Here is a 23,621-nt window from a genome sequence, read left to right on the forward strand (position 1 = left end):
ATTCAAAAATCGGCCACAGCGCTTCACTATTGATTCATCCGAAAATGTTTAGGCTTCGCCGCGAGCCAAGAGCGCACAAGTTCCCCCCTGTACTTTTCCGCGTTGGGATCCTCGATCCCCTTGGCTCACTATATTTTCCGGCGTGGCATTGAGCAAATTGCTTGCGCCACGCTGATGCTTTTTAGCTTCGATTCTATTCCGTCACTGCGCTGGTCTGTGGCTCTTCCGGGGCGATCCGCAGTTTGCCGAACACGTCCTCCAAAACACTCAGTCGGGCTTGTACCCGCGCCAGATCGGCCTCGCGCTGTTGGTGTGCCGTACGCTCGCGCGCCAAGGCTGACTGACTCGCCTCCAGTTCGCTCTGAAGGCTCTGAGCACGGCGCTGCTCCGCGAGCCAGGACTCTTGAAGCCGCTGATTTTGTCCGACCAGCGGGCGAAGTTCCTCGATCGCATGCTGCTGCGTTTGCTGATCGCGGCGGGCTTGGGCCAAGTCTTTTTCCTGCTGGGCCCCTTGCTCCAGCATCCGGGCGTTATCGCGATTGAGCTGCAGCAGCTCGTGGTTCTTGGCAGTGATGCTCTCCGCGACCGCGCGCACGTCCACCTGCAGTGACTGTACCTGGTGCTCATGCCGGCGATGTTCCTGCTCGCGTTGCTCCTTGACCGAGGTGCGGTAGTGCTCCAGCGCTTCCCGGGCATGGCGGTGTTTTTCTTCCAGCGATTGCGTATGTGTTTCGTGCTCGGCAACTCGCTGCTGTAGGCCAGCCACCCGTTCTTCGAGCTGTCTATTGGCCAAGTGGGCGTCGATCAACGCCTGACGCGTCTGGCCATGCTCGGCGCGCTCGGTCTGCAAGGCGACCTCACCCCGTTGTATCTGATCGCTGAGCGCCACGTTTTCCTGCGCGCGCTGCTCCACCACATCAGCTTGCCGGCGTGATTCGCCGTCAAAACGCCCCTTGGCCTCGGTGATCAGCGCTTCCGCTTCCTCGTGCAAGCGTGCAGAAAGCCGCGTCACCAAGTCCTGCAATGCATCGCTGATGGCGACCTTACCGGCCAGGCTTTGGCCTTGTTCCTCGTCCAGCTCCTTGAGATACCGGTGGATCGTAGTCTTCGAGCCGGTATTCCCCAGTTCGACGCGCACGGCATCGACAGAAGGATGCCGTCCCTCCGCGATCACGGCATTTCGAGCTTTCTCGATATCGGTTTTGTACAAGCCGCCACGTGCCATCGCTGGGTCTCCTGCATATTTCGTAATGTATTACATACCATGTAATTACATACTATTTCATACGAAATAGAAACGCAAAATTCGCAAAATATATTGCGGGATAATGTGATGTTATCCCGCGTTATGCTCGCTCGAGCGTCATTCTGACCACGGCACATTACGAAATGCCCAGATCGAGCTTGCGCGACCCAGATTGGTGGCGACGTGTACCCATTGCCAATTGATGAGCGAGTCTAGACCACATACATTGTGTTTATTACACTAAGTGTAATAGCGGTCATTGACAGTGTTTTATCGAAAGCGCATGATCTGTCCATGGACGTGAAATTTGAAGACCCATCGCTTCAACGGCTGGAAGCTGATCCGAGTTTCACCTCCGGCTTCGACGCCGCCATCGTGAAGGCGTTTCGGAAGCGTATGCAGTTGATTCGAGCAGCCGTCGACGAGCGGACGTTCTATGCCATGAAATCACTTCACTACGAAAAGCTTAAGGGTAACCGAGACGGTCAACGCTCGATGCGACTGAACGATCAACGGCGCTTGCTCTTGCGGCTGCTGCAAGACGAGACCGGCAAACTCGCGGTGATCATATCGATTGTGGATTATCACTGACTTTTCTAAGGACATAATTTATGAACAATTTCGCGGAAACCTTTCCGCCCGGCGAATTCCTCCGGGACGAACTTGATGCGCGTGGTTGGTCGCAGACTGAGCTCGCAGAAATTATCGGCCGCCCCGTGCGATTGATCAACGAGATCATCGCCGGGAAAAAGGCGATCACGCCGGAGACGGCGATCCAGCTTGGCGACTCGCTGGGCACTGGACCAGAACTGTGGATGAATCTCGAGAGCCAGTTTCAGCTATCCAAGGTGCGCGCGACCGACGGCTTGATCGCGCGGCGCGCTGGTCTCTATGGTCAATTTCCTGTTCGTGAAATGATCAAACGCGGATGGATCGAAGGCACGAAATCGGTCGAAGTGCTCGAGCAACAGTTTCGGACATTTTTTAACGTCGATCGTCTGGATGCAGAAATTCATTTTGCACATGCTGCCAAGAAGTCTGAAGCGCAAACCCCTGCGACGATGGTGCAACTCGCGTGGCTGTTTCGCGCGCGTCGGCTTGCAACAGAAATGGTGATGCCTGCCTATTCCGAGTCCACCCTTCGTGCAGCCCTTCCCAGGCTATCGGCATTGCTCACTGCGCCCGAAGAGACACGTCATGTCGCACGAATTTTGGCCGAATGCGGCGTGAGATTCGTCGTAGTCGAACCCATTCCCGGCGCAAAAATTGACGGCGCGTGTTTTTGGACAGCTAACGAGCAGCCCGTCGTTGCCCTCTCTTTACGACTGGATCGTATCGATAACTTTTGGTTCGTGTTGCGACACGAACTCGAACATGTGTTGTGCCGCCATGCGTTAGAGCATGGATACATTCTCGATCAGGATATCGAAGGCACAGCAGCCGATCAGGTAAATGAAGAGGAATCCATTGCCAATGCAGCGGCGGCGGAATACTGCGTTTCTCGCGATGAGATGAGCGGTTTCGTGGCGCGAGTCTCGCCCTTCTTCAAGGAAGAACGCGTCTTGCTATTTGCGCAGAGAATTGGCGTACATCCAGGGCTGGTCGTGGGTCAGTTGCAGCGTCGCTTGGGTCGCTATGACTTGTTCCGAAAATATCAGGCCAAGGTTCGTCAATTCGTCACTTCGTCAGCCCTCACCGATGGGTGGGGCGTCGTACATACCGCATAAACAGGAGAAACCGTTATGTCGGGATATTTGAATGCAGTTAAAGACTATGTGGAACGTTACAAGGCCGAAGTAGGCTCCGACGGCTTGCTTGATCCGCACGCTGTTGCCGAATGGGCGTACCACAACGGATTGCACAAGCCGAGCATAAAGACGGTCATTGAATTTGTCGCAATCGATATTGCCTGCGTATTCCGGAGACATTGATCACCAGTTCCGGTAGATCATGATCAGCGTTCCGTTCATGATCAGTGTGTAGGGTTTGCCTTTCACCAATGGCTGGATTCGGCCAGAACCAGCCATTCCTAGCCTCGATTGGCCTTCCAGATAGCTGCCATCCGAGGCTCCGGCCAAGGCGGCCACTCAATGTGGTCAACGCGTACAGTTTTGAATGCGCCACTGCGAATGCGCGGGATAGCGATAATGTTTTCGCGTCTGTAGCGTGAGTTTGAGTGGCAAGCGATCTACAGCTTTTAATTGTCAGCTCGTACGTATCAATGGGTCGGGCATGACGCCGGAACAAGCTCGAAGTCATTTCTAAAGATGACCTCGCTCGCGTTCAGCACGGTCACCGTGAGCGCCGTTGAATTACTTGGGGGATTGTTGCTGTCGCCACTGTAGTTCCCCGTGAAGCTGTAGCGGCCCGCCGCATTTGAACCCGTCACGGCGAGCGTGCTCACCGTGCAGCGTGCACTGGCGGAACTCAGGGCGACGCGATTGCAGAGCACCGTCTCGCCATTGTTGAAGGTTACGTTGCCTGTCGGCGTCGTACCTGTGACCTTGGCAACCATGCTGAATGGCTGGTTGCCGACAAAGGTCATCATGCAACTCGTGGACACGCTGATCGGCGCCAGGATTTCCTTCACGGCACTGTGGCCGGTATCGGCAACGAAAACATTGCCGCTGCCATCGACCGCGACACCGTAGGGGCCGAGGAACGCGCTGCTCAGCGTTGTGACCGTCGTATAGCCCAGCGCCAGGATTTCCTTCACGGAATTGTTGCTGGAATCGCCAACGAAGACATTGCCGCTGCCATCGACCGCGACACCGATGTATTGGTTGAACCCGCTGTTGAACCCGTTGCTCAGTGAGTTGACCGTGGTATAGCCCGGCGCCAGGATTTGATTCACGGCACTGCCTGAGATGTTATAGGCAAAGGCAACGAAGACATTGCCGCTACCATCGACCGCGACACCTTGGGGAAGGGCGAACCCGCTGCCCAGCGTGTTGACCGTGGTATAGCCCGGCGCCAAGATTTCCTTCACCGCATTGTTGTCGTAGTCGGCAACGAAGACATTGCCGTTGCCATCGACCGCGACACCGATGGGGCGGCTGAAGCCGCCGCCCAGCGTATTGACCGTAGTATAGCCCGGCGCCAGGATTTCCTTCACCGCATTGTTGCCGTAGTCGCCAACGAAGACATTGCCTCTGCTATCGACCGCGACACCCCGGGGAGAGTTGAATCCGCTGCCCAACGTGTTGACCGTGGTATAGCCCGGCGCCAGGATTTCCTTCACCGCATTGTTGTCGGCATCGGCAACGAAGACATTGCCGCTGCCATCGACCGCGACGCTAGCGGGAGAGTTGAATCCGCTGCCCAGCGTGACTATGGTTGCGGCCTCGGCCGCTGTAGCGGCCGCGCACAGCGCCAGCGCCAGAACCCAACGATTGCGGATATTCATGAAGTTCCCCTTGGATGAATCGTTGCAGGCAGCAAGATCGGTGCCGGTCAATCGTGGCGGCTTCCGACACTTCTACACGATGCGCTGCCGCATCACGGGCAACCGACCCCATGAGCTTACGCACGTCCCGCGTCATTTGCATCGGCCTAGGCCAGACTCTGACGCTGCGCAAAGCCGCTCACTATTGCACCCGTCAATTGTCGTCCCGAAAGTGGATGCGCCAAAGTGTCCGCGCGGGGCACGAAGCGGCGGTCACGACATCCGTGTCGATCATGCATTGGCGATACTGCGATCACATCTTTTCAGCGCGCAATCCCTCAGGTGGTCCCGCGATTCTTGCCGATCCAGGGCCGGTAGTAGTCGCGCACCCGCGCCATGTCGCTCTTGAGGTTGGCCGTCATGTGCATGATCGGGCCGATGCCGACGGTGCGGGTCGGATAGTGGAAATACGCGCACAGCACCGGCACGCTGGCGTCGCGGGCGATGTGCCAGAAGCCGGTCTTCCAGTTCTCGACGCGCTTGCGCGTGCCTTCGGGCGCAAGCACGAACCACATCGTGGCGGACTGATCAAAGCGCTCGACGACCTGATCGACCACGCCATGCGCGCGTGCGCGATCGACCGGCATGATGCCGAAGCGTCGCAGGACCCAGCCCAGCGGCCAGCGGAACCGCAAAAAAAGGGGCCAGAGTAAATTACCGTTTCAATCGTATATTTACTCTGGCCCCTTTTCTCGCGGCCCCTTTTCTCGGTGCGTGGTGCGTGTGGGAACGAACAGACAGGTTTGGCCGAATCGGGCACGGTTGGCCCATGCGACCAATAAGCGAAGTCCTCATCAGCGCGCCCCACAGCCATTCCAGAAGGCAGCTGCTTCTAGCGGCTGCTTGTCTCACGGCCGCGCCAATCCTGACGGCTTGTTCATCGACCGATGCCGAGCAGAGCGTCGCCCGCTCCCTGAGAGGAGGAGGGCTGCAATCGTCCGGCACGGCCAGTTTCCCAATGCGTGAACTGGTGCGCCTGGCGACCTTGGCCCCTTCGAGCCACAACACCCAGTGCTGGCGCTTCCGGATCTCCGGGAGTTCGATCTTGATTGCTCCTGACCTTACGCGCCGCTGCCCGGCCGTCGACCCGGACGACCATCACCTTTTCGTATCCTTGGGTTGCGCGGCCGAGAACATGGTGCATGCCGCTCTTGCGTCCGGGCTCCATGCCGAGCCGCGCTTCGATCCCATCGGCGACGGGCGCATCGCAGTGAACCTGGAGGCGACACAGGGGCGGATTTCGCCGTTGTTTCAAGCAATCTTCGAAAGGCAATGTACGCGTGGCGACTACGACGGCCAACCGATTTCCACACCCGAACTAAGCCAGCTGGAACAGGCAGGTACAGGAGACGGCGTCAGCGTGCGGCTGTTGACGGCGCGCCCGGCGATGGAAAGCGTGCTTGCGTACGTCGTCGAGGGAAACACGGCGCAGATGAACGATGCCGCGTTTGTCGCAGAACTCAAGGCATGGATCCGATTCAGCGCTGACGAAGCGCTGCGCACCGGTGATGGCCTTTTCGCGGGCACCACGGGCAACCCCGCGCTGCCTCGGTGGCTGGCCAGCCGGATGATGGGCCTGTTCTTCACGCCGAAGTCCGAGAACGAACGCTACTCCCGGCAGATTCGCAATTCAGCCGGCATCGCTGTGTTTGCCTCCGAGCGCAACGACAAGGCCCATTGGGTCGAAGCCGGACGTTGCTACGAGCGCTTCGCGCTGCAGGCCACGGCTTTGGGCATCCGCAATGCTTTCCTCAATCAGCCCGTCGAGGTCAGCACGGTCCGGCCGCAGTTCGCAGCGTGGCTGGGCCTGAAGGCCGGCGAACGCCCTGACCTGGTGGTGCGCTTCGGGCGCGGCCCCTCCATGCCGTTTTCGATGCGGCGGCCGGTGCAGGCGGTCCTCGCCTGAAGGCGCCAGCTGCAAACAAACGGAGTCATGTCATGAACTTGATGGGATGGACGACTTTGGGCATCGGCCTGTTGGTCGCCGCTGCTGCAGGCCTCGCCGCGTTCGGCAGATCGCGCTGGGCCGGCGCAACACAGGAGCAACTGGCGCTGCTCGAAGCTGCCCGGCTGCCGGCGCTTGCGGGGCTCTACGACGCACGCGAGATCGATGTTCTTCCCGGGCCGGTTCAGCGCTACTTCCGCGCGGTGCTGAAGGACGGCCAACCGTTCATTACCGTTGCAACGTTCGAACTTTCCGGCACGATCAACATGTCGGCGACTGGCGAGAGCTGGAAGCCCTTCACCTCCTGGCAGCGCGCCGTCGTCCACCATCCAGGTTTCCTGTGGAACGGCCGGGTGGCCATGCTGCCGGGGCTGGCCGCCCTTTCGACCGCGACCGTGCACGACAGTTACATCGCAGGCACGGGCACGCTGCACGCGGCGCTGTTGGGCCTGTTCACGGTGGCCGACGTGCAGGGCGGCGGCGAGATCGCCCGCGGCGAACTGATGCGCTACTTCGCCGAGATGGCGTGGTACCCGACGGCCCTGCTGCCCAGTCAGGGCGTGCGCTGGGAGGCGGTGGACGACAGCTCGGCGAATGCCACGCTGGTGGACGGCCCGATCAGCCTGACCCTGCTGTTTCAATTCGACCCGGCCGGGTTCATCACGTCAGTGCATGCCGACGCGCGTGGCTCGGGTGTGGGCAAGGACATGGTCATGTTGCCTTGGGACTGCAGCGTTTCGAACTATCAGCTGCGCTACGGAATGATGGTGCCGACCCGTGGCGAGGCCGCTTGGCTACGCCTGGAAGGGCGGAAGTCCTACTTCGTGGGTGATTTGACGTCACTGGTCTACGAGTTCCAAACGTGATCCGATAATGAAAGCACCGAAGCGGCGGCCCGTCCGCAGCCGTCCCATACCCGAATGTTCATACGGTCGATTGAGCGGCCGTAAAGCGGACAGTCGCGACCGGCACTTTTGGGCACAAAGCGGCCGTTCAGCGAAGGCCTTTTTATTCGCTAATCAACACGCCAGCGCGCTGATCACGTTCTGCCGGAACTCTGGTCATGTACTTCCAGCGCACGCATATTGCCCAAGCATTTCGCGAAGAATACCGAGTCGATCGTCTGGGAAGGCGCTATCGTGCGAAGCACGCCGCGACACAAAAGCGTGGAACACGGACGCTTTCGCTCTCGGCAGACCTTGATGATCCCAACGCCCCCCACGCGCATTTTGTGAAGTCATTTGCTCAACGACGTGGGCAAATCGTTGGCGATTGTGTGCAACTGGCCACGGACGTCGATGTGTATAACGAGAAACGGTGTCCGGCGGAGCTCATTCAGATACCTTTGGATTTCACGTTGGACGTCATGGAACTGCAGCAGCCGCTCCGACATGTTGCGTGAGTGAACCAAATCGGAGCGCAGAAATCGGAAATTCTAAGGATGCGTAGCGCAATGCGTGACGATGAGATTGTAGCTTTTACTGACTGGCAGTCAGAAACGACACGGCCGGGATATGTCGCCGAGCTGGATCCAAAAACGTCAAAGCTAAATTAAAGTCGTTGGGTCTTACGAATTCAATGAAGATCACGCGTGTGGACTTCGGAACTGTCATCAGCCTCATTTGAAATGCTGGGTAGTGATGGACAGTGACTTGCGCGAGACCAACTGAGGCGCCGAGCGCAGCAAACCGCTTGTTGCACGTGCCGTTGCTCTCGTCCATCGCGAGCGGGCCCTTGCCCGCTCCACCATCTGGTGTGCGATGTCGACCAGCAGCGGCGCGATCATGGGATCGTACCTCGCTTCAGGTGTGAAGTCAGCATCTGCGATTTCATTGTGGACGATTTCCGTTGGGGACAATCGCGAGGATGCGAATGACAGACTTCGCGATCATGAATTGTTCGTCGGTGCGAATGACGCGGACTGAAACTGCGGCCGTCGCGATCGAAATCACATCTCCATTTATTGCGTTCTTTTCTTCGACGAGTTCAACGCCGAGAAATTTTAGTCCTGCACAAATACGCGACCTGACGACGGGAGAGTTCTCGCCAATGCTGCCGGCGAATACCAGCGTGTCGATTCCGCCCAACGCCGCCGCGAAAGCGCCGATCCATTTCTTCACCTGATAGCAAAACAGCGCCACGGCCTCGGCCGCCCGTACGTCTAGTGTCTCGTGCGCCAGCAGGTCGCGCATGTCGGAACTGGTTTCCGAAATACCAAGCAACCCCGACTGCGTGGTGACCATGTCGTTGAATTGCTGCACGGTCATTTTTTCGGTGCGCGCTAGATATCCAATCAATCCCGGATCAAGATCGCCCGAACGCGTGCTCATCGGTATGCCGGACGTCGGTGTGAAACTCATGCTGGTATCGATGGACTTTCCATCGCGCACCGCCGCGAGGCTCGCGCCGCTGCCGAGGTGGACAAGAATCACCCGACCCGCCGTGGCCACCACAACATCGCGTCGCGCGAGTTCTTCCATCAGAAACGCATACGACAATCCATGAAAGCCGTAGCGCCGCACACCCATGGCTTCGTAGCGGCGAGGGATGGGCAGCAGCTTGGCAACGCGCGGTAGATCGCGATGAAACTCGGTGTCGAAGCATGCAATTTGTGACAGCTCCGGGAAACGATGGCGAAACGCCTCGATCAGCAATATCTCTTCGGGCAAATGCTCGGGATCGAACGCCGTCAGTCGCTGCAGCTCGTCAAGCATTTCGGGCGTGATGCACTGTGGTTCGAAATACTTGGGACCGCCATGCACGACGCGATGACCAACCGCTGTCAGCACACCGCAGGACGCGTCTTTCTCGATCCAGTCCATCAGCATGCCAACCGCGGCGGCTCGATCCGGGGCGGTCACCTCGCGGGAAAAGCTATCGGCCGGTGTTACATGTTTTACGCGAAAGGTCGCATCGGATAGTCCTATCCCGTCGATCATGCCAGATAGTATTTGCCGTGGCGTGCTTACCGCATCGAATAGTGCAAACTTGATGCTCGATGAACCACCGTTAATCGTCAGAATGCGGGTGCTAGAACGCGTCATGGCCATCTCCGGGAATTTCGCGCTTCATGCCTCGGCCATCTCAGCCTTGACGCGTCTGCACTCGCATGTGGATCTGTCCAGACATATATCGTTTGTTAGGTATATCGAGCTGCTTCGCTACAATCAGGACGACATCTGGTTGCTATACATCGGGTTGCTATGGATAGCGTGCGCGGCCGCCTTCGACGCTGGCAACGTGGTCGCGTCAACCGCCGAAGTTTCGGCGATATCACGCGGCGGCGTTATCAGGTCACGGCCACGACTGCGGGAAGTGATGTTCTTCAATTGCTTGAAGAAACGGGCGAACGAACCCGTTGTGGATATTGGTACTTCAAACGACCGCGCCGATGGATCGCTGTCCAAGCTGCGCCAGGATCTCACGTGACTTCTGCCATAGTCGGCCCAACGCGAGTGAAAGACATCACCGGCGAAAGTGCCAGAGATCGGCTGCTCGCGTTCTTCGAGCTTGAACTCGATCGCCTCGCCGGCATCAGGCAGCAAGACTGAACTGTAAATCCATTGACCCTGCATGATGTTGCTCTCAGCAAATGTATCCCGATTCTTGCTCGCAAACTGTCCGCGCGTTTGCGGCCCATCGCGAGATCCGTTCGATGCCCCATGGGTGCAACTGCAAGATCCTTCAAGTACATGCTGAGCGTCGTGCGCGACTCCGTCTGTCTGCTACCGCACGTTAGCGATAAATAAATTTCGACCAATCGGCACTGCATTTTCGAATACTTAGCGCCAGTTGTCCGCAGAGAGGTTGCCGTATGTTCGATAGCGCACCGACCGCACGGTCCGAAAGCGCATATCTTCTTATAACCATGACCGACACAACTCTGATCGTGGACGGCGATCATTGGCGATTGAGTCGTATCGTTGCGTGCGGCGGCGGCTCTCACGGGTCGGTTCATCTCCTTGGAGATCGTAATTCTAGTTACCGGATGCAGGCGCGCCAACTTCACCGAGGTTGCCTCAAAAAGTTGGCAACGCCTTACCAACAACGACTGACCCAGTCAATTATTGGGTCGATTTCAGCTGAGGAGACCATCATGATGACTTTAAGCGCTTCAGAGGCAATTCCACGCGGTTTGCCGCCGCGAATCAAGGCTGCGCAGGCGGCGATCCACATTCCGGAAGTTCAAGCGATGCTCCGCAGATTGTCGGAGTACGACTTGGGTATTTGCATGCCGCACATGCACGACAAACTCACGGGAAATTTCGCGCCATTGCCCCCCGGAATCATGCAGATCGAGTCGGGTTTGAAGGTGGCGTTCGAATTTGAAGGCGACGTTGCGGCTCGGGTCGAGCCCTTCTTGGCGGTGGGTTGGGCATGGCGCGATGGGCGTTCGGTGCCCGTGGCTGCCTGCGAAATGGTGAGCGGCGCTGACGTAGGCAACGCGGATGAGATCAAACACACCATGTAGCGGCTATGGCGCATGGCGCGGGGTTTTGTTGGCTCGTTCGCTTCGCCGGCACGGATCGAGTGACTTCTGTTAAGGAAAAACGTTGAAAACAAGTGTGATCAATATTAGAGACATGTTGTCGGTGCTGAGTGTCGACGGTGTTGAAAAGCGGATCGGTCAAGTGGGCGGCGTCCAGAGCGTGACTGTCAACTACGCTGCCGGCAATGCAACCGTGCGCTACGACGAAACCCGTCTCGAAATAGCGGACATCAAGGCGGATGTGCGACAGAACGGCTACGACGAAGGCGACGCACCTGCCACCAAGTCTTCTGCACCGCACGGACACGACGCGCAGGCTGCACCGACAGCGAAACCCGATACCGCGCAGAAAACGCCGTCGGTCGCAAACGATGCTGCGAGTGCGAACCCCTCGAGCTCCCCGTCCTTGGACCCGGCGCAACCTGGTGCGGAGCCGCCGGCATCGGCTACCCCCCCTTCGCCTGCATCCGTCGCGGAACCGGCGAGCGCGACTCCTTCGTAGCGGATACCAAAGAAATGAATGGTCAGGAACGACAATGAAAACCAGTGTCATTGAAGTGAAAGACATGCTGTCCGTATTGAGCGTCGACAACGTGGAAAGGCGGATCGGCGAGGTGCCAGGTGTCGAGAGCGTGACCGTGAATTTCGCTGCAGGAAACGCTGCGGTACGTTACGACGAGACTCGACTCGGCATTGCGGATATCAAGTCGGCCGTGCGCCAGCGTAGCTACGAGTCTGCCAGCCCCGACGGTTCTTCCGCCGACATCAGCCATCGCGACGGCTCAACATCCGCCGAGTCCCCTGCAGCGCCCGCTTCCGCCTCCCCGACCGCGTCATCAACGGCCCCTATGAAACGCGTCGGCGCGAACACTGCCGAGGACACCGCCAAGCCTGAGCCTGCATCTGCGCTCAAAACATCCTCAGTGGTCGTTGTGGCCCCAATCGCTGGACCTGCACCGGTAGTTTCGCCGGCAACAGTCGCTGTGGCAGATGCCCGGCAACCAGGGCCGCCCGAGTCTGACACCGGCGCCATGCCCGCAGGGATGAAAATGGATAGCTCGCCTTCAAGCGGCACCGATGAAACGCCTGCGCCCAGAGGCTCTGATTCGTCCACGTCGGACGCGCCGGCTGAAAATCCCTCTTTATGGCAGCGGTTGCGATCGTGGTTGCTCCCTGCCGCACGTCAGCCCGTGCCGCAAAAAACTGCAGCCAAGGCCGACGCTGGCGCCGATCACAAAGATCACGCCGGCCATGGAGGCGCCTCATCGCCCATGTCTGCCGACATGGCACAGGAAATGGGCCACGGCGGCAACATGGATCTGCCCGCCATGGTACGTGACATGCGCAACCGCTTCTGGATTTGCCTGGTTTTCTCCGTACCGATCTTCATCTACTCGCCGATGGGCAATATGTTCGTTGCCCCCACACCGCCCTTTGGCCTGCCGCTCAACCAGTGGCTCTTCGGTCTGGCCAGCGCCGCCGTTCTCTACCCCAGCTGGCCATTCTTTGTGTCAGCTTGGCGCGCGGTGCTGAAGGGCAAGCTGACGATGGCCACGCTAATCGTGTTGAGCGTGGGCACCGGATACATATTCAGTGTCGGCGCGACCTTCTTTTTCAAGAGCGATCAGTTCTTTGAAGCCGTTTCCATGCTCACGGTGTTCATCCTGCTCGGCCACTGGCTGGAAATGCGCGCTCGTGCCGGTGCCTCGTCGGCCATCAAAGCGCTGCTGAAGCTAACACCGGCCAAGGCCTTCGTAGTGCGCAAAGGCACCGAAATCGAAGTGGCGACCGCCGACGTGGTGGTGGGTGACATTGTCGTAATTCGGCCGGGCAACAAGATTCCGGTGGATGGCACCGTTGAGTCGGGGGATTCACTGGTCGATGAATCGATGCTCACCGGCGAGTCGATGCCGGTGCAAAAAGGTCCCGGAGCGAAGGTTGCAGGTGCGACTATAAACACCAGCGGCACGTTTCGCTACAAGGCCACTAAGATCGGCTCCGACACCGCATTGGCCCAGATCGTCAAGCTGGTACAGGAGGCGCAGAACTCCAAGGCACCGGCGCAATTGCTAGCCGACAAGGCGGCGCAGTGGCTGGTGATCGCCGCCATCGGCGTCGGGCTACTGACCTTCTCGATCTGGTTCTGGTGGATCGGCCAGCCGCTATTGTTTGCGGTTACTCTGACCATTACGGTTTTCGTGATCGCCTGCCCTGATGCGTTGGGTCTAGCTACGCCGATGGCTGTGATGGTAAGCACTGGCCTGGGAGCCGCCAACGGCATCCTCTTTAAGAATGCTTCAGCGCTGGAAGACGCCACCAAACTCAACGTTATCGTCTTCGACAAAACCGGCACGCTGACCGTTGGCAAGCCCGAAGTAGTGGACATGGTGATGGCCGAAGGCATTTCGGAAGATGCGCTTCTGCTCGCCGCCGCGGCCGTCGAGCAAGGGTCGGCCCACCCGTTGGCTCAAGCTGTTCTGCGGCGCGCCGCAAAGCTTCACGTCGACGCGCCCACAGGGTTCAAAAGTATCGATGGCCAGGGGGCACAGGCGCAGACCACAGCCGGCACCGTGTTTGTTGGCAATCGCCTGCTGATGGATACCCAGAAGTTTTCGCTCGGGCCTCTGCAAGCAGACGCTGCGCGACTACAAGGCGAAGGTAGAACAGTGGTACATGTGGCTCAGAACAGTAAGATGATTGGCCTCATCGCGATCGCCGACGCCATTCGGCCAACTGCCAAAGCTGCGATCGCCAAGCTGCGCGAGGGCGGTATAGAGGTAGTTATGCTCACCGGCGACAATGCTGGCACGGCCAAACGCATCGCTGCCGATCTGGGCATCGCCAGCGTGCTGTCCGATGTTTTGCCGGGCCAGAAGGCCGCGAAGATCAAAGAGCTGCAGGCGACGGGCAAACGGGTCGGCATGGTGGGCGATGGTGTCAACGACGCGCCCGCGCTCACGCAAGCGAACGTGGGCTTTGCCATTGGCGCCGGCACCGATGTCGCGATAGACAGCGCCGATGTGGTGTTGATGAAGAGCGATCCCTACGACATCGTCGGCGCCATCGAACTATCCCGCGCGACCCTGCGCAAAATGCACCAGAATCTGTGGTGGGCGGTGGGCTACAACGCAATCGCCTTCCCGCTCGCGGCGGGCGTTCTGTACCCTTTTGTCTTGAGTCCGGCGGTCGCGGCTTTGTCGATGTCCGGCAGTACCCTCATTGTGGCGATCAATGCGCTGCTGCTCAAGCGCACCAAGCTGGCCGGCATCCATCAACCCGGAAAGAAGGGCGCACCTGGATCAGCCTCTCCAGCAAAACCAGGGAATGTGGCGAAGTCGCCCGAGTCGGCATCCGCCCCACCATCTGACCATAAAGCGGCTGCATAGCGATGTTCTTTGGCGCCCGCCAGCTTTCACTGTGCGTCCAACGACCGGAGCGTCGAATCCCTGGCGCGCTGAAAACACCTAGCTGCGTCATCGCGCAGATGGGAGCGTTGACAACGTGCAAACTTTCATGTCGATTCGACGAACACCGAATGAAAGCAGTCGATTTTGCAAGCCACTGGCGTCGATTGGCGCATTCAACGCAACTCCACAGAGACGCCGTTGCACATTCAACCGCTGAAGGCGATTTTAGCCCGCCGTTATGGATGTCGGCCCAACTGATCGCGCTTTCATCGGAGTGCCTGCGCCTATTGTGTGACGTGTCCACCTTTACTACTTTTATCAACGAACGGAGATTGACATGCATGCATATTGGAGCGATTGGTACACGGGCTGGGGTTGGTTCCTCTGGTTTGGAGTAATGATGTTGTTGTTCTCCAGCGCTGGGAACTGGGGTTATACCTACCGTGTACACCGAATCCATCGTTCCCAACCTCGTAAGGAAGCGATCGACATCCTCAATGAACGGTATGCTCGCGGTGAGATCACGGGCGATGAATATGGCCACATGAGAGCGACAATTACAGCAAACGCATGAGTTGAGGAGGACGTTGCACGTCGTCGCGTTCGCTCAACCCAGCCCACAGCATGGTTGGACGATCTGCGGAAATACACGCAGATCGTCCACGCCGCAGCTGACGCCTGCCGCGGGATCAGCTGCGCCCGCTGCTGCAGGATGTTCGGACGAATCACGCCGCCTCACGAAATAGGTTGGCGCGTCCGACGATCCCGATCCCACTGCTACCACGCATTGCGGGCGCTCGTTTGATTGCGTGCTGTCTCTGACAGCGTCGCGACTAGTGCCAAGGTCGCGAATTCATCGCCCCATACAACGTCCCGCACGATGACGTCGAGGCCCGCCTGCCACCCTGCCCTGATGTAGTCGCGCACAGGATCCGAGCCGTCGATCCGGGCGAGTCATCACGACGCTCGGCTATCGCCGTTCACAACCAACGGCGCACGGTCCAGCCGAAGACCTCAAGCAGCCGTTGCTGCCATCCTCGCGTCGCCCAGTCGTTAGCCGTGACCGGCGCCGACTCGTTAAGATCGGCTTGGAAGCGTTCGTCTAGTAGCGCGCAGAACTGTTCCTCGGAGGTGGTGAACACGAGTTCGTAGTTCACAAAAAAAAGCTGCGGTAGTCGAAGTTCGACGTACCGAGCACGGCCCACTTGCTGTCGATCGTCATCGTCTTGGCGTGCATCATGCGCGGCAGGTACTCGTAAATGCTCGCCCCTGCGCCAATCAGCGCCGTGTAGAAGTCATGCGCCGCCCAGCGCGTCAGCGGTACATCAGTCCGAGACGGCACCAGCAGCCGCACGTCGACACCACGACGGGCTGCCTGCATCAATTGCTGCTGCATGAGCAGGTCCGGAACGAAATAGGGCGTCGTCAAATAAATTCGTTCCCGCGCCGTGGCAATCGCTTCTAGGTACAGGCAGCGGATGTAACGACCGCACTTACGCGTGTCATTGACAGCAAGACCGGTCGAGCCGCCGCTCGCCGGTATTGCAAGCCGCTCGCCCCGCCAGAATGCGTCGAACAATTTGCCTGCCTGTAGAACAAGCGGTCCCGAGATTGCAACGTGACTGTCGCGCCATCGCGTTTCGCCGTACAAGCGGCGAGAACTCGCTCGGTGGATGTTGAATCCGCCCACATAGGCGACTTGGTCGTCGACCACCAGCAGCTTGCGGTGGTTGCGTCGGTTGTAGCGCATGGGATGCCGCCAGCTCCAACGATGAAACCACTTGACGCGCACACCCCGCTTGCAAAGCATTCGCAAAAGAGACCGCGACATTCCGCCACGCGCACCCTCCGCGTCCAGGTGAAGCCGCACGCCGATCCCCATTTGCGCCCTCTCGGCCAATGCCTCAGCGAACGACTGACCTACCTCGTCGCCCGCGAAGATGTAGCTCTCAAGGCGAATAGCGATGCGAGCGTTTCGGATCGAAGTCAGCATCGCTGCGTACAGTACGTCGCCTTCGACGAATAGTTCCGTCTCCGCCGGCCCGGGTGCCGGTCGTGCTTCGTCCTTGGCGATCGCCGTGGTTCGCGTCATCTTTTCGGAGGCCAAAGATGCGCCCCTGTCTGGCGAGTGGAATTCATCGATCGGTCACTCGATCGAACAGGTATCGGTTCGGCGCGTTCCGCCTGAGTCTTTCGGCCGGGATCCATCGGGAATTGCCGCCCCCCAGGCAGGCCGAGCCAGGAGGATCCCCAATAGCCCGACCAACGGCGCCGCCAACCACGCGAAGCTGGTCTGCGCCAACGCGCCGAACAGCCAGCCACCGGCCGCTGCCCCGAGAGTCTGGCCCAAGCCAGCGGCGGCGGCCAAGCCACCCATGGTGGTACCGAGACTTCCGCGCGAGGCGCCCGCAGCGCGGTAGGCGATGACCGGCAAGATCAGTCCGGTTCCGACCGCAGTGAAACTGATCCCTGCATACATCCAGGCGTTGGAATGATGGAAGGCGAGAACGGACAGGCCAACGATTGCCACAATCAGGCCGGTCGCCACAACCCGGCGCCCCGGCACCTTGTCCAGGAGAGCGGTGAAGAATAGCAATGCATTCACCGCCAACATCGCAAAAGCGCATTCCGCGAACATCATCGCTACTTCGCGCCGCGATGTGCCGATATGGAGCTGGCCCTGAAGCACGATGCCCAATTCGAAAGCCGACAGCACGAATGTGACTGCGCCACTAAGCCAGAGGAGCGCGACGCGGTCTGTTCTGAACGTTGGCACCTCCTTCGATCCGGCCAGTGCAGCGACGATAGGTTCGGGCAGCGTGCGCGTCAGCCCTATCATCATGACAGCGCCGAAGATCGCGGACAACACGATAACGGCCTGTGCCGTGAGTGCGGCGGTAGTTGCACCGTCATCTGCCCAAGACCCAACCGATCGGGCGACGATATTGAGGGCGGGACCGAATAAAAATCCCAGCAACGACATCGCGCCCAGCCATGCAAAGCGGCGCGCGCGCTGCATCTGCGGCGTGTGCTCCGCGACGAGTGCCGACACAACCGGAACGACTGCAGCTACGAAAAAGCCGGTAGTCACGCGCAAAGTATAAATGCCCCATAGGGTTTCAAACGCGGGAACCAGCATTACCAGCAGGCTCGATACATAGCCGACCAATCCCACGATCAGCACTCGACCCAGGCCGATGCGATCCGCTAGCGCTCCCCAGAAAGGGGCGCCTACCAGCACGCCTGCCGTGTACATGCCGCTGAGGAAGCCGATGTGGCGAGAGACCGCCGCAGCGCTCGCACCCGGGTTGAGAATGGCCAGCCATCCTTGCCATTGAGGAAGGAGCGCCCCATAGCCGGCCGAGATCACGAAGACGGCGGCTGCTAACCAGACCAGCTGCCAGGGTCGCAGTAACAGCATCGACTGAGAGCTTGCGGGAGCCCTGTTCATCGGCGAGGAATGCGCTGCCAAAAACGGCGTGACAGCGCCCGCTCAAAAAGCGCGACGTCGTTCACGAGATCAGCCGCAACATCCGTTCCTGGTTCGACTTGTGGGTGCTTCGTTGTCGGCCGCGAGCCCATAGCCGGCACCTTTTACGACCGATTGCAGTCGCTTGCGAGATGTCAGCTTTTCATCGAAGTCGACGCAAGCCTTGCCGGGGAGCGATACGTCTACGCGACCGACGCCCGGTACGGCGGTCAGCGCCTGAGTTACTTTGCTGACGCATCCACCGCAGGTCATTCCGGTCACATTCATGGTTTCTGTTTGCATGGTAGTTCCTTGATGCTTGGTAATGTTGACGCAAAAATAGGCACGCCAAGGCAACAATCGCGATGTGCTTCGGCGCCTGTAGCGCGCATCCGAAACTCCAGCCATCGAGTGTGCGGTCGCCCCGCCTAAATGCGATCCAATCCTTACATCAAGCGCATGTAAGGACGCAGCACAATGCAACGATGACCGGAAGTTGGCGACTAAAGAGTTGCGCACCACGATGCGCGCTGGGCGATCGCGTGTCTGTGCGCTCCCGCACTAAGTATTCGATTGATGCGATCGCGCGTCGATGGGACGCATGGTCGATCTTCTTTGCAGGCTGGCCTAGTCAGCTCCAGCATTCCCTCGCGCAGCTGCGTTTGCGTCGAAAACTGGCGGAAGGTTACTACTCCTATCAGCACGCAGGCCCCTCGCTGTGTGCGGTAGCAAACAGACGAAGCACGATCCCAGGTGCACAGTCGAGACACGCTATCCGGCAAATTTGATGGAGTGAAGCGATGTTACGCAGCATGAAAGATCTTGAGGGTTATGCCATCGGCGCCACTGACGGCACGATCGGGTACGTCAAGGATTTATACTTCGACGACGAAAGTTGGACCGTCCGCTACTTCGTTGTTGACACCGGTGGGTGGTTGTCAAGTCGCGAGGTGCTCATTTCGCCTTTTTCCATCGGCAAGCTAACAGGATCGGAAAGAGTGTTGCCCGCCTCGTTGACGCGGGAGAAGGTGAAGAACAGCCCCGACATCGATACCGACGAGCCGGTTTCGCGCCAGCACGAGAGGGAGTACCTCGGGTACTACGGCTATCCGCTGTATTGGGGCGGCGAAGGGTATTGGGGCGACGAGTTCTACCCCGATTCGATGCTCGCTGGTTGGGACGGCGAGCCCGTCCGACGCGCGGCGACTGGTCCACATGACCCTACTGTGGCAGATGTCGAAACGATGTCGGAACCGTATGCGGACTCGCACCTGCGCAGTTGCCAGACTGTCAGGGGCTACCACGTGCACGCTAGCGACGGCGACATCGGACATGTTGAAGGCATGCTCGTGGACGACGAGACCTGGGCGATTCGATACCTCATCGTCAATACGAGCAACTGGTGGGTCGGACAGAAAGTGCTCGTCGCATCGGAATGGATCGACAGCGTAAGTTGGGGCGACGCGAAGGTATCGGTCGACCTGGCGCGGCAAGCCGTCAAGGACTCGCCGCTCTTCATTCACTCTGCTCCGTTGGACCGTCAACAGGAGGCTCGCCTCTATGACCACTATGGCCGTCGCGGCTATTGGACCGACGAACCGAAACGCGAAACCGCGATATCACCCATTTGAAGGCCCCCGCCCCACTTGACGTCGGTGAGCGTGGTTTAAGTCTTTGGCTTCAACCGGCTGGTCGCCATGACTTCATCCCCTTCGCCAGAAGCGCCCAGCACGCGTTCGCAAAGTCTTCCGCTGCTGCCGACAAGACATATAGCCGGGATGTGCGATCTGCGCGTTCACACGGTGTTTGCCGCCCTTGAATTCTGAGAAAAAATGCTATGAGTGCCCTCACCCCAGAACTAAGTCAACGCATGGATGCATATTGGCGCGCGGCTAACTATCTCTCGGTCGGACAGATCTATCTCTTCGACAACCCGCTGCTGAAGCGTCCCTTGGCGCCTACCGACATCAAGCACATGTTGTTGGGACATTGGGGTACGACACCCGGGCAAAATTTCATCTACGTCCACCTGAACCGCATCATCAAGAAATACGATCTCGACATGATTTACGTCTCGGGCCCGGGGCACGGCGGCCCCGCCGTCGTAGCGAACACGTATCTAGAGGGCACGTACAGCGAGATATATCCGAATATCAGCCAGGACGAAGCCGGGTTGCAGAAACTGTTCCTGCAGTTTTCCTTTCCTGGCGGCATCCCCAGCCATGCATCGCCGGAAACGCCCGGATCGATCCACGAGGGCGGCGAACTCGGCTATTCGCTCAGCCATTCGTTCGGCGCTGTGTTCGACAATCCCGGGCTGATCGTCGCCTGCGTGGTAGGTGACGGCGAGGCAGAAACCGGACCGCTGGCCACGGCGTGGCATTCCAACAAATTCCTCGATCCCGTAACCGATGGAGCCGTGCTGCCGATCCTGCATCTCAACGGCTATAAGATATCCAACCCCACCATCCTTGCGCGCATCAGCCGCGAGGAGCTGGAACAACTGTTGCGCGGTTACGGATGGACACCCATTTTCGTCGAAGGCGACGAGCCGGCGCCCATGCATGAAGCCATGGCAACGGCGCTGGATACGGCCATCGACCAGATCAGACAGATACAGATCGATGCGCGCAAGAATGGTGACACTGCGCGACCGCGTTGGCCGATGATCGTTCTCAAATCGCCCAAAGGCTGGACGGGCCCGAAAGTAGTGGATGGCCTCCCGGTCGAGGGCACGTTCCGCGCGCACCAAGTCCCGCTTCATCCCAATACCATTCCCGAACACCTCTCACTGTTGGAAGACTGGTTGCGAAGTTACCGGGCAGAGGAGTTGTTCGACGAACAAGGCCGCCTCAAGCCAGAACTCGCCGGACTTGCGCCTGAAGGTCATCGACGCATGGGTTCTAATCCGCATGCCAACGGCGGCATGTTGATGCGCGACCTGCGCATACCGGATTTTCGTGACTACGCGGCTGCGGTGGCGACGCCGGGCGTCATCGGCATCGGCGATACACACGTGCTCGGACCTTTTCTCCGTGATATCGCCAAGTTGAATCAGGAGACTCGCAACTTCCGGGTCTTCGGTCCGGACGAAACACTATCCAACGGCTTGGGCGCACTCTTCGAAGCCACCCACCGCCAGTGGGATGCCGAAACAATGCTCAACGACGAGTTCCTCGCTCGCTCAGGCAGGGTGCTGGACTCGATGCTCAGCGAGCATCAATGCGAAGGGTGGCTGGAGGGTTACCTACTAACTGGGCGGCATGGCCTTTTCAACTGTTACGAGGCTTTCATCCATATCATCGATTCGATGTTCAACCAGCACGCCAAGTGGCTCAAGGTTACGGCGCGCCTTCCGTGGCGGCGCAAGATCGCGTCACTGAATTACCTGCTGGCTTCGCACGTCTGGCGCCAAGACCACAATGGCTTTACCCACCAGGACCCGGGGTTCGTCGACGTCGTCATGAACAAGAAGGCGACGGTCGTGCGGATCTACTTCCCGCCAGATGCGAATTGCTTGCTATCGGTAGTCGATCACTGCTTGCGCAGCCGCCATTACGTCAATGTCATAGTGGCGGGAAAACATCCCGCGCCGCAATGGTTGAGCATGGATGAAGCAGTCAAGCATTGCACCAAGGGCATCGGTATCTGGCAATGGGCAAGCAACGATCAGGAGGCCGAGCCCGACGTGGTGATGGCCTGCTGCGGCGATGTGCCAACCCTTGAAACGCTGGCTGCGGTCTCGATCATGCGCGAGCACCTGCCCCATCTCAAGATCCGCGTAGTCAATGTCGTTGACCTGATGCGCCTGCAGCCACAAAGCGAACACCCTCATGGCTTGAGCGATACCGACTTCGATGATCTATTCACGACTAACAAGCCGGTGGTCTTTGCGTTCCACGCCTACCCCTGGTCGATCCACCGGCTGACGTACCGGCGAACCAACCACGAGAACATCCACGTCCGCGGCTACAAGGAAGAAGGGACGATTACCACACCGTTTGACATGACGGTTCTCAATGATCTCGATCGATTCCACCTCGTGATGGACGTCATTGATCGCGTGCCCCACGCGGGCGAAAAAGGGGTGTACCTGAAGCAACAGTTGAAGGACAAACTGATCGAGCACAAGCGATACATTGATCTGAACGGTCGGGACATGCCGGAAGTCCGGGAATGGCGCTGGAACAGTGTAACTTGAACAAGTTGCACGGGAATATTGTGCCGGCGGGATCACCAAGATCATGAGGGAGGCTACTGTGCTTTCTGACGAGAGGCTCCTTGACTCGCTGCAGACTCATGCGCTCCGTTACCTGTTGGACGAGGCCGATCCGAGCACGGGTTTGGTCGCGGACAGCACCATGCCCGGTACAGTGTGCAGCATCGCCGCTGTGGGCATGGCACTGGCGAGTTATCCGCTCGCGTTCGAGCACGGACTGGTCACCCGCAGCGAGGCTGCCGCGCGCACCTTACGCTTGTTGCGTCTATTTCACGATAGTCCGCAGAGTGAGGCGGCCGACGCGACCGGATACCGCGGCTTCTACTATCACTTCCTGGATATGCAGACCGGTCGTCGGGCTTGGGACAGCGAGTTGTCCACCATCGACACCGCCCTGCTATTGGCCGGCACACTGGCCGCGGCGGCATTCTTCGATACAGACGCCCCAGACGAGCGCGAGATCAACACGCTGGCCGATGCGCTCTATCGCCGGGCCGACTGGGAATGGGCACTGGATGGCGGTCTCACGCTAAGCCATGGTTGGCGTCCGGAATCTGGATTTCTGCCGTACCGGTGGAAGGGGTACGACGAGGCGCTGATTCTGTACGTCCTTGCGCTGGGTTCGCCGACCCACCCTATCCCTGCGGAAAGCTATGTGGCGTGGACCGCAACCTACACGTGGAAATGCATCTACGGCCAAGAGCTGCTATACGCTGGTCCGCTTTTCATCCATCAGTATTCGCACCTGTGGATCGACTTCCGCGGGATCCAGGATGCCTACATGCGTGGCAAGGGCATCGACTACTTCGAAAACTCGCGCCGCGCCACGTTGGTGCAGCGTGAATATGCTATGCGCAATCCACTCGGCTTTGCCGGGTACAGCGAATGCTGCTGGGGATTCACGGCCTGCCATGGTCCGGGGCCGGACACGCTTAGCGTCGATGGCATCGAGCGGCGATTCCTCGGATACAGTGCTCGCAGCGCGCCCTTTGGTCCGGACGACGGTACCATCGCCACATGGGCCGCGGTCGCATCCCTCCCGTTCGCGCCCGAAGTCGTGCTACCGACGCTGCGCCGATTCAGACAGATGCACGTTGGCGCGACCGGCCGCTACGGATTCGAGTCCACTTTCAATCCCACCTACCCGTCCGCGGACGGCCAACAACCGGGCTGGGTTTGTCCATGGATCTACGGTATCGACCAAGGCGCGCTGGCGTTGATGATCGAGAATTATCGAACCGGATCGACGTGGGAAGGAATGAAGCGATCTCCTTGGATCGTACGAGGGCTGCGACGCGCCGGCTTCGACGGTGGCTGGCTGCGCGGATCACACGCTCTAGCGGTAATGCACTCCGCACCATGAGACTTTCCTCTAACCGGCTGAGATTGGGCGCAAATCAG

Annotated in this window: 23 protein-coding genes; 14 read left to right on the forward strand and 9 right to left on the reverse strand. The window is 59.0% G+C overall.

The features are described from left to right. Positions 1-193 precede the first annotated feature (193 nt). Positions 194-1,225, reverse strand: coding sequence for a DNA-binding protein (locus ELE36_RS10220; RefSeq protein WP_129833000.1), 1,032 nt, complete (start codon positions 1,223-1,225; stop codon positions 194-196). Between the two features lie 315 nt (positions 1,226-1,540). On the opposite strand from ELE36_RS10220, the gene ELE36_RS10225 reads away from it, so the two are divergent. The 3 genes from ELE36_RS10225 to ELE36_RS10235 are packed head-to-tail and all read left to right on the forward strand — an operon-like array spanning position 1,541 to position 3,177. Then, positions 1,541-1,837 carry a type II toxin-antitoxin system RelE/ParE family toxin gene (locus ELE36_RS10225; protein ID WP_129833002.1) on the forward strand — a complete coding sequence of 99 codons (297 nt, stop codon included), beginning with the start codon at positions 1,541-1,543 and terminating at the stop codon, positions 1,835-1,837. A 20-nt stretch (positions 1,838-1,857) separates the two neighbouring features. After that, the gene (locus ELE36_RS10230; protein WP_129833004.1) at positions 1,858-2,973 is read left to right on the forward strand and encodes a HigA family addiction module antitoxin; all 1,116 of its coding nucleotides are present in this window, start codon (positions 1,858-1,860) and stop codon (positions 2,971-2,973) included. A 15-nt stretch (positions 2,974-2,988) separates the two neighbouring features. Beyond that, the gene (locus ELE36_RS10235) at positions 2,989-3,177 is read left to right on the forward strand and encodes a hypothetical protein (RefSeq protein ID WP_129833006.1); all 189 of its coding nucleotides are present in this window, start codon (positions 2,989-2,991) and stop codon (positions 3,175-3,177) included. Positions 3,178-3,464: 287 nt separating this feature from the next. Here ELE36_RS10235 and ELE36_RS10240 read toward each other — a convergent pair whose 3' ends face one another. Together ELE36_RS10240 and ELE36_RS10245 are read right to left on the reverse strand one after the other, a co-directional pair. Then, a complete protein-coding gene (locus ELE36_RS10240; protein ID WP_129833008.1) occupies positions 3,465-4,652 on the reverse strand; it encodes an Ig-like domain repeat protein in 1,188 nt (395 codons plus the stop codon). A 317-nt stretch (positions 4,653-4,969) separates the two neighbouring features. After that, positions 4,970-5,326: a 1-acyl-sn-glycerol-3-phosphate acyltransferase gene (locus ELE36_RS10245; RefSeq protein ID WP_129833010.1), complete on the reverse strand. Its 357-nt coding sequence runs from the start codon at positions 5,324-5,326 to the stop codon at positions 4,970-4,972. A gap of 323 nt (positions 5,327-5,649) precedes the next feature. On the opposite strand from ELE36_RS10245, the gene ELE36_RS10250 reads away from it, so the two are divergent. From ELE36_RS10250 to ELE36_RS10260, 3 genes are all read left to right on the forward strand, one after another. After that, positions 5,650-6,597 (forward strand): Acg family FMN-binding oxidoreductase, encoded by a 948-nt coding sequence (locus ELE36_RS10250; RefSeq protein ID WP_207215743.1) that lies wholly within the window; start codon positions 5,650-5,652, stop codon positions 6,595-6,597. A gap of 32 nt (positions 6,598-6,629) precedes the next feature. Then, complete coding sequence (locus tag ELE36_RS10255) at positions 6,630-7,502, forward strand: DUF6920 family protein (protein WP_207215744.1); 873 nt, start codon at positions 6,630-6,632, stop codon at positions 7,500-7,502. Positions 7,503-7,699: 197 nt separating this feature from the next. Continuing rightward, positions 7,700-8,038, forward strand: a complete 339-nt coding sequence (locus ELE36_RS10260; RefSeq protein ID WP_242512231.1) for a hypothetical protein — start codon at positions 7,700-7,702, stop codon at positions 8,036-8,038. Positions 8,039-8,254: 216 nt separating this feature from the next. On the opposite strand, the gene ELE36_RS20345 is transcribed toward ELE36_RS10260, so the two are convergent. Together ELE36_RS20345 and ELE36_RS10265 are read right to left on the reverse strand one after the other, a co-directional pair. After that, positions 8,255-8,422, reverse strand: a complete 168-nt coding sequence (locus tag ELE36_RS20345) for a hypothetical protein (RefSeq protein ID WP_165371560.1) — start codon at positions 8,420-8,422, stop codon at positions 8,255-8,257. 43 nt (positions 8,423-8,465) lie between these two features. Continuing rightward, positions 8,466-9,686: an acetate/propionate family kinase gene (locus ELE36_RS10265; protein WP_340642606.1), complete on the reverse strand. Its 1,221-nt coding sequence runs from the start codon at positions 9,684-9,686 to the stop codon at positions 8,466-8,468. Here ELE36_RS10265 and ELE36_RS10270 point away from each other — a divergent pair. The 5 genes from ELE36_RS10270 to ELE36_RS10285 all read left to right on the forward strand — a co-directional run bounded on the left by ELE36_RS10270 (position 9,628) and on the right by ELE36_RS10285 (position 14,511). Continuing rightward, positions 9,628-10,065: a hypothetical protein gene (locus ELE36_RS10270; protein WP_165371395.1), complete on the forward strand. Its 438-nt coding sequence runs from the start codon at positions 9,628-9,630 to the stop codon at positions 10,063-10,065. The genes ELE36_RS10265 and ELE36_RS10270 overlap by 59 nt on opposite strands. Continuing rightward, complete coding sequence (locus ELE36_RS20960; protein WP_277987043.1) at positions 10,062-10,187, forward strand: hypothetical protein; 126 nt, start codon at positions 10,062-10,064, stop codon at positions 10,185-10,187. The genes ELE36_RS10270 and ELE36_RS20960 overlap by 4 nt, the downstream gene beginning before the upstream one ends. A 263-nt stretch (positions 10,188-10,450) precedes the next feature. Further along, the gene (locus ELE36_RS10275) at positions 10,451-11,107 is read left to right on the forward strand and encodes a hypothetical protein (RefSeq protein ID WP_129833018.1); all 657 of its coding nucleotides are present in this window, start codon (positions 10,451-10,453) and stop codon (positions 11,105-11,107) included. Positions 11,108-11,201: 94 nt separating this feature from the next. Continuing rightward, positions 11,202-11,627: a heavy-metal-associated domain-containing protein gene (locus tag ELE36_RS10280; protein ID WP_207215745.1), complete on the forward strand. Its 426-nt coding sequence runs from the start codon at positions 11,202-11,204 to the stop codon at positions 11,625-11,627. Between the two features lie 34 nt (positions 11,628-11,661). After that, positions 11,662-14,511 carry a heavy metal translocating P-type ATPase gene (locus ELE36_RS10285; protein WP_129833022.1) on the forward strand — a complete coding sequence of 950 codons (2,850 nt, stop codon included), beginning with the start codon at positions 11,662-11,664 and terminating at the stop codon, positions 14,509-14,511. Positions 14,512-15,512: 1,001 nt separating this feature from the next. Here ELE36_RS10285 and ELE36_RS20350 read toward each other — a convergent pair. The 4 genes from ELE36_RS20350 to ELE36_RS10305 form a co-directional block, all read right to left on the reverse strand. After that, positions 15,513-15,689 (reverse strand): phospholipase D-like domain-containing protein, encoded by a 177-nt coding sequence (locus tag ELE36_RS20350; RefSeq protein ID WP_165371561.1) that lies wholly within the window; start codon positions 15,687-15,689, stop codon positions 15,513-15,515. Further along, complete coding sequence (locus ELE36_RS10295) at positions 15,686-16,639, reverse strand: phospholipase D-like domain-containing protein (RefSeq protein ID WP_207215746.1); 954 nt, start codon at positions 16,637-16,639, stop codon at positions 15,686-15,688. Before ELE36_RS10295 ends, ELE36_RS20350 begins: the two co-directional genes overlap by 4 nt. 39 nt (positions 16,640-16,678) lie before the next feature. Continuing rightward, entirely contained in the window at positions 16,679-17,953 is a 1,275-nt protein-coding gene (locus ELE36_RS10300; protein WP_207215747.1) for an MFS transporter, read from the reverse strand. Between the two features lie 99 nt (positions 17,954-18,052). Then, a complete protein-coding gene (locus ELE36_RS10305; RefSeq protein ID WP_129833030.1) occupies positions 18,053-18,304 on the reverse strand; it encodes a heavy-metal-associated domain-containing protein in 252 nt (83 codons plus the stop codon). A 497-nt stretch (positions 18,305-18,801) separates the two neighbouring features. Between ELE36_RS10305 and ELE36_RS10310 the strand changes: the two genes are divergently transcribed. The 3 genes from ELE36_RS10310 to ELE36_RS10320 all read left to right on the forward strand — a co-directional run bounded on the left by ELE36_RS10310 (position 18,802) and on the right by ELE36_RS10320 (position 23,583). After that, entirely contained in the window at positions 18,802-19,632 is an 831-nt protein-coding gene (locus ELE36_RS10310; protein WP_129833032.1) for a PRC-barrel domain-containing protein, read from the forward strand. A gap of 206 nt (positions 19,633-19,838) precedes the next feature. Beyond that, positions 19,839-22,202: a phosphoketolase family protein gene (locus ELE36_RS10315; protein WP_129833034.1), complete on the forward strand. Its 2,364-nt coding sequence runs from the start codon at positions 19,839-19,841 to the stop codon at positions 22,200-22,202. Between the two features lie 58 nt (positions 22,203-22,260). Then, positions 22,261-23,583, forward strand: a complete 1,323-nt coding sequence (locus ELE36_RS10320) for a glucoamylase family protein (RefSeq protein ID WP_242512232.1) — start codon at positions 22,261-22,263, stop codon at positions 23,581-23,583. Positions 23,584-23,621 lie beyond the last annotated feature (38 nt).

The organism is Pseudolysobacter antarcticus (genome assembly GCF_004168365.1).
GTDB classification, from domain to species: domain Bacteria; phylum Pseudomonadota; class Gammaproteobacteria; order Xanthomonadales; family Rhodanobacteraceae; genus Pseudolysobacter; species Pseudolysobacter antarcticus.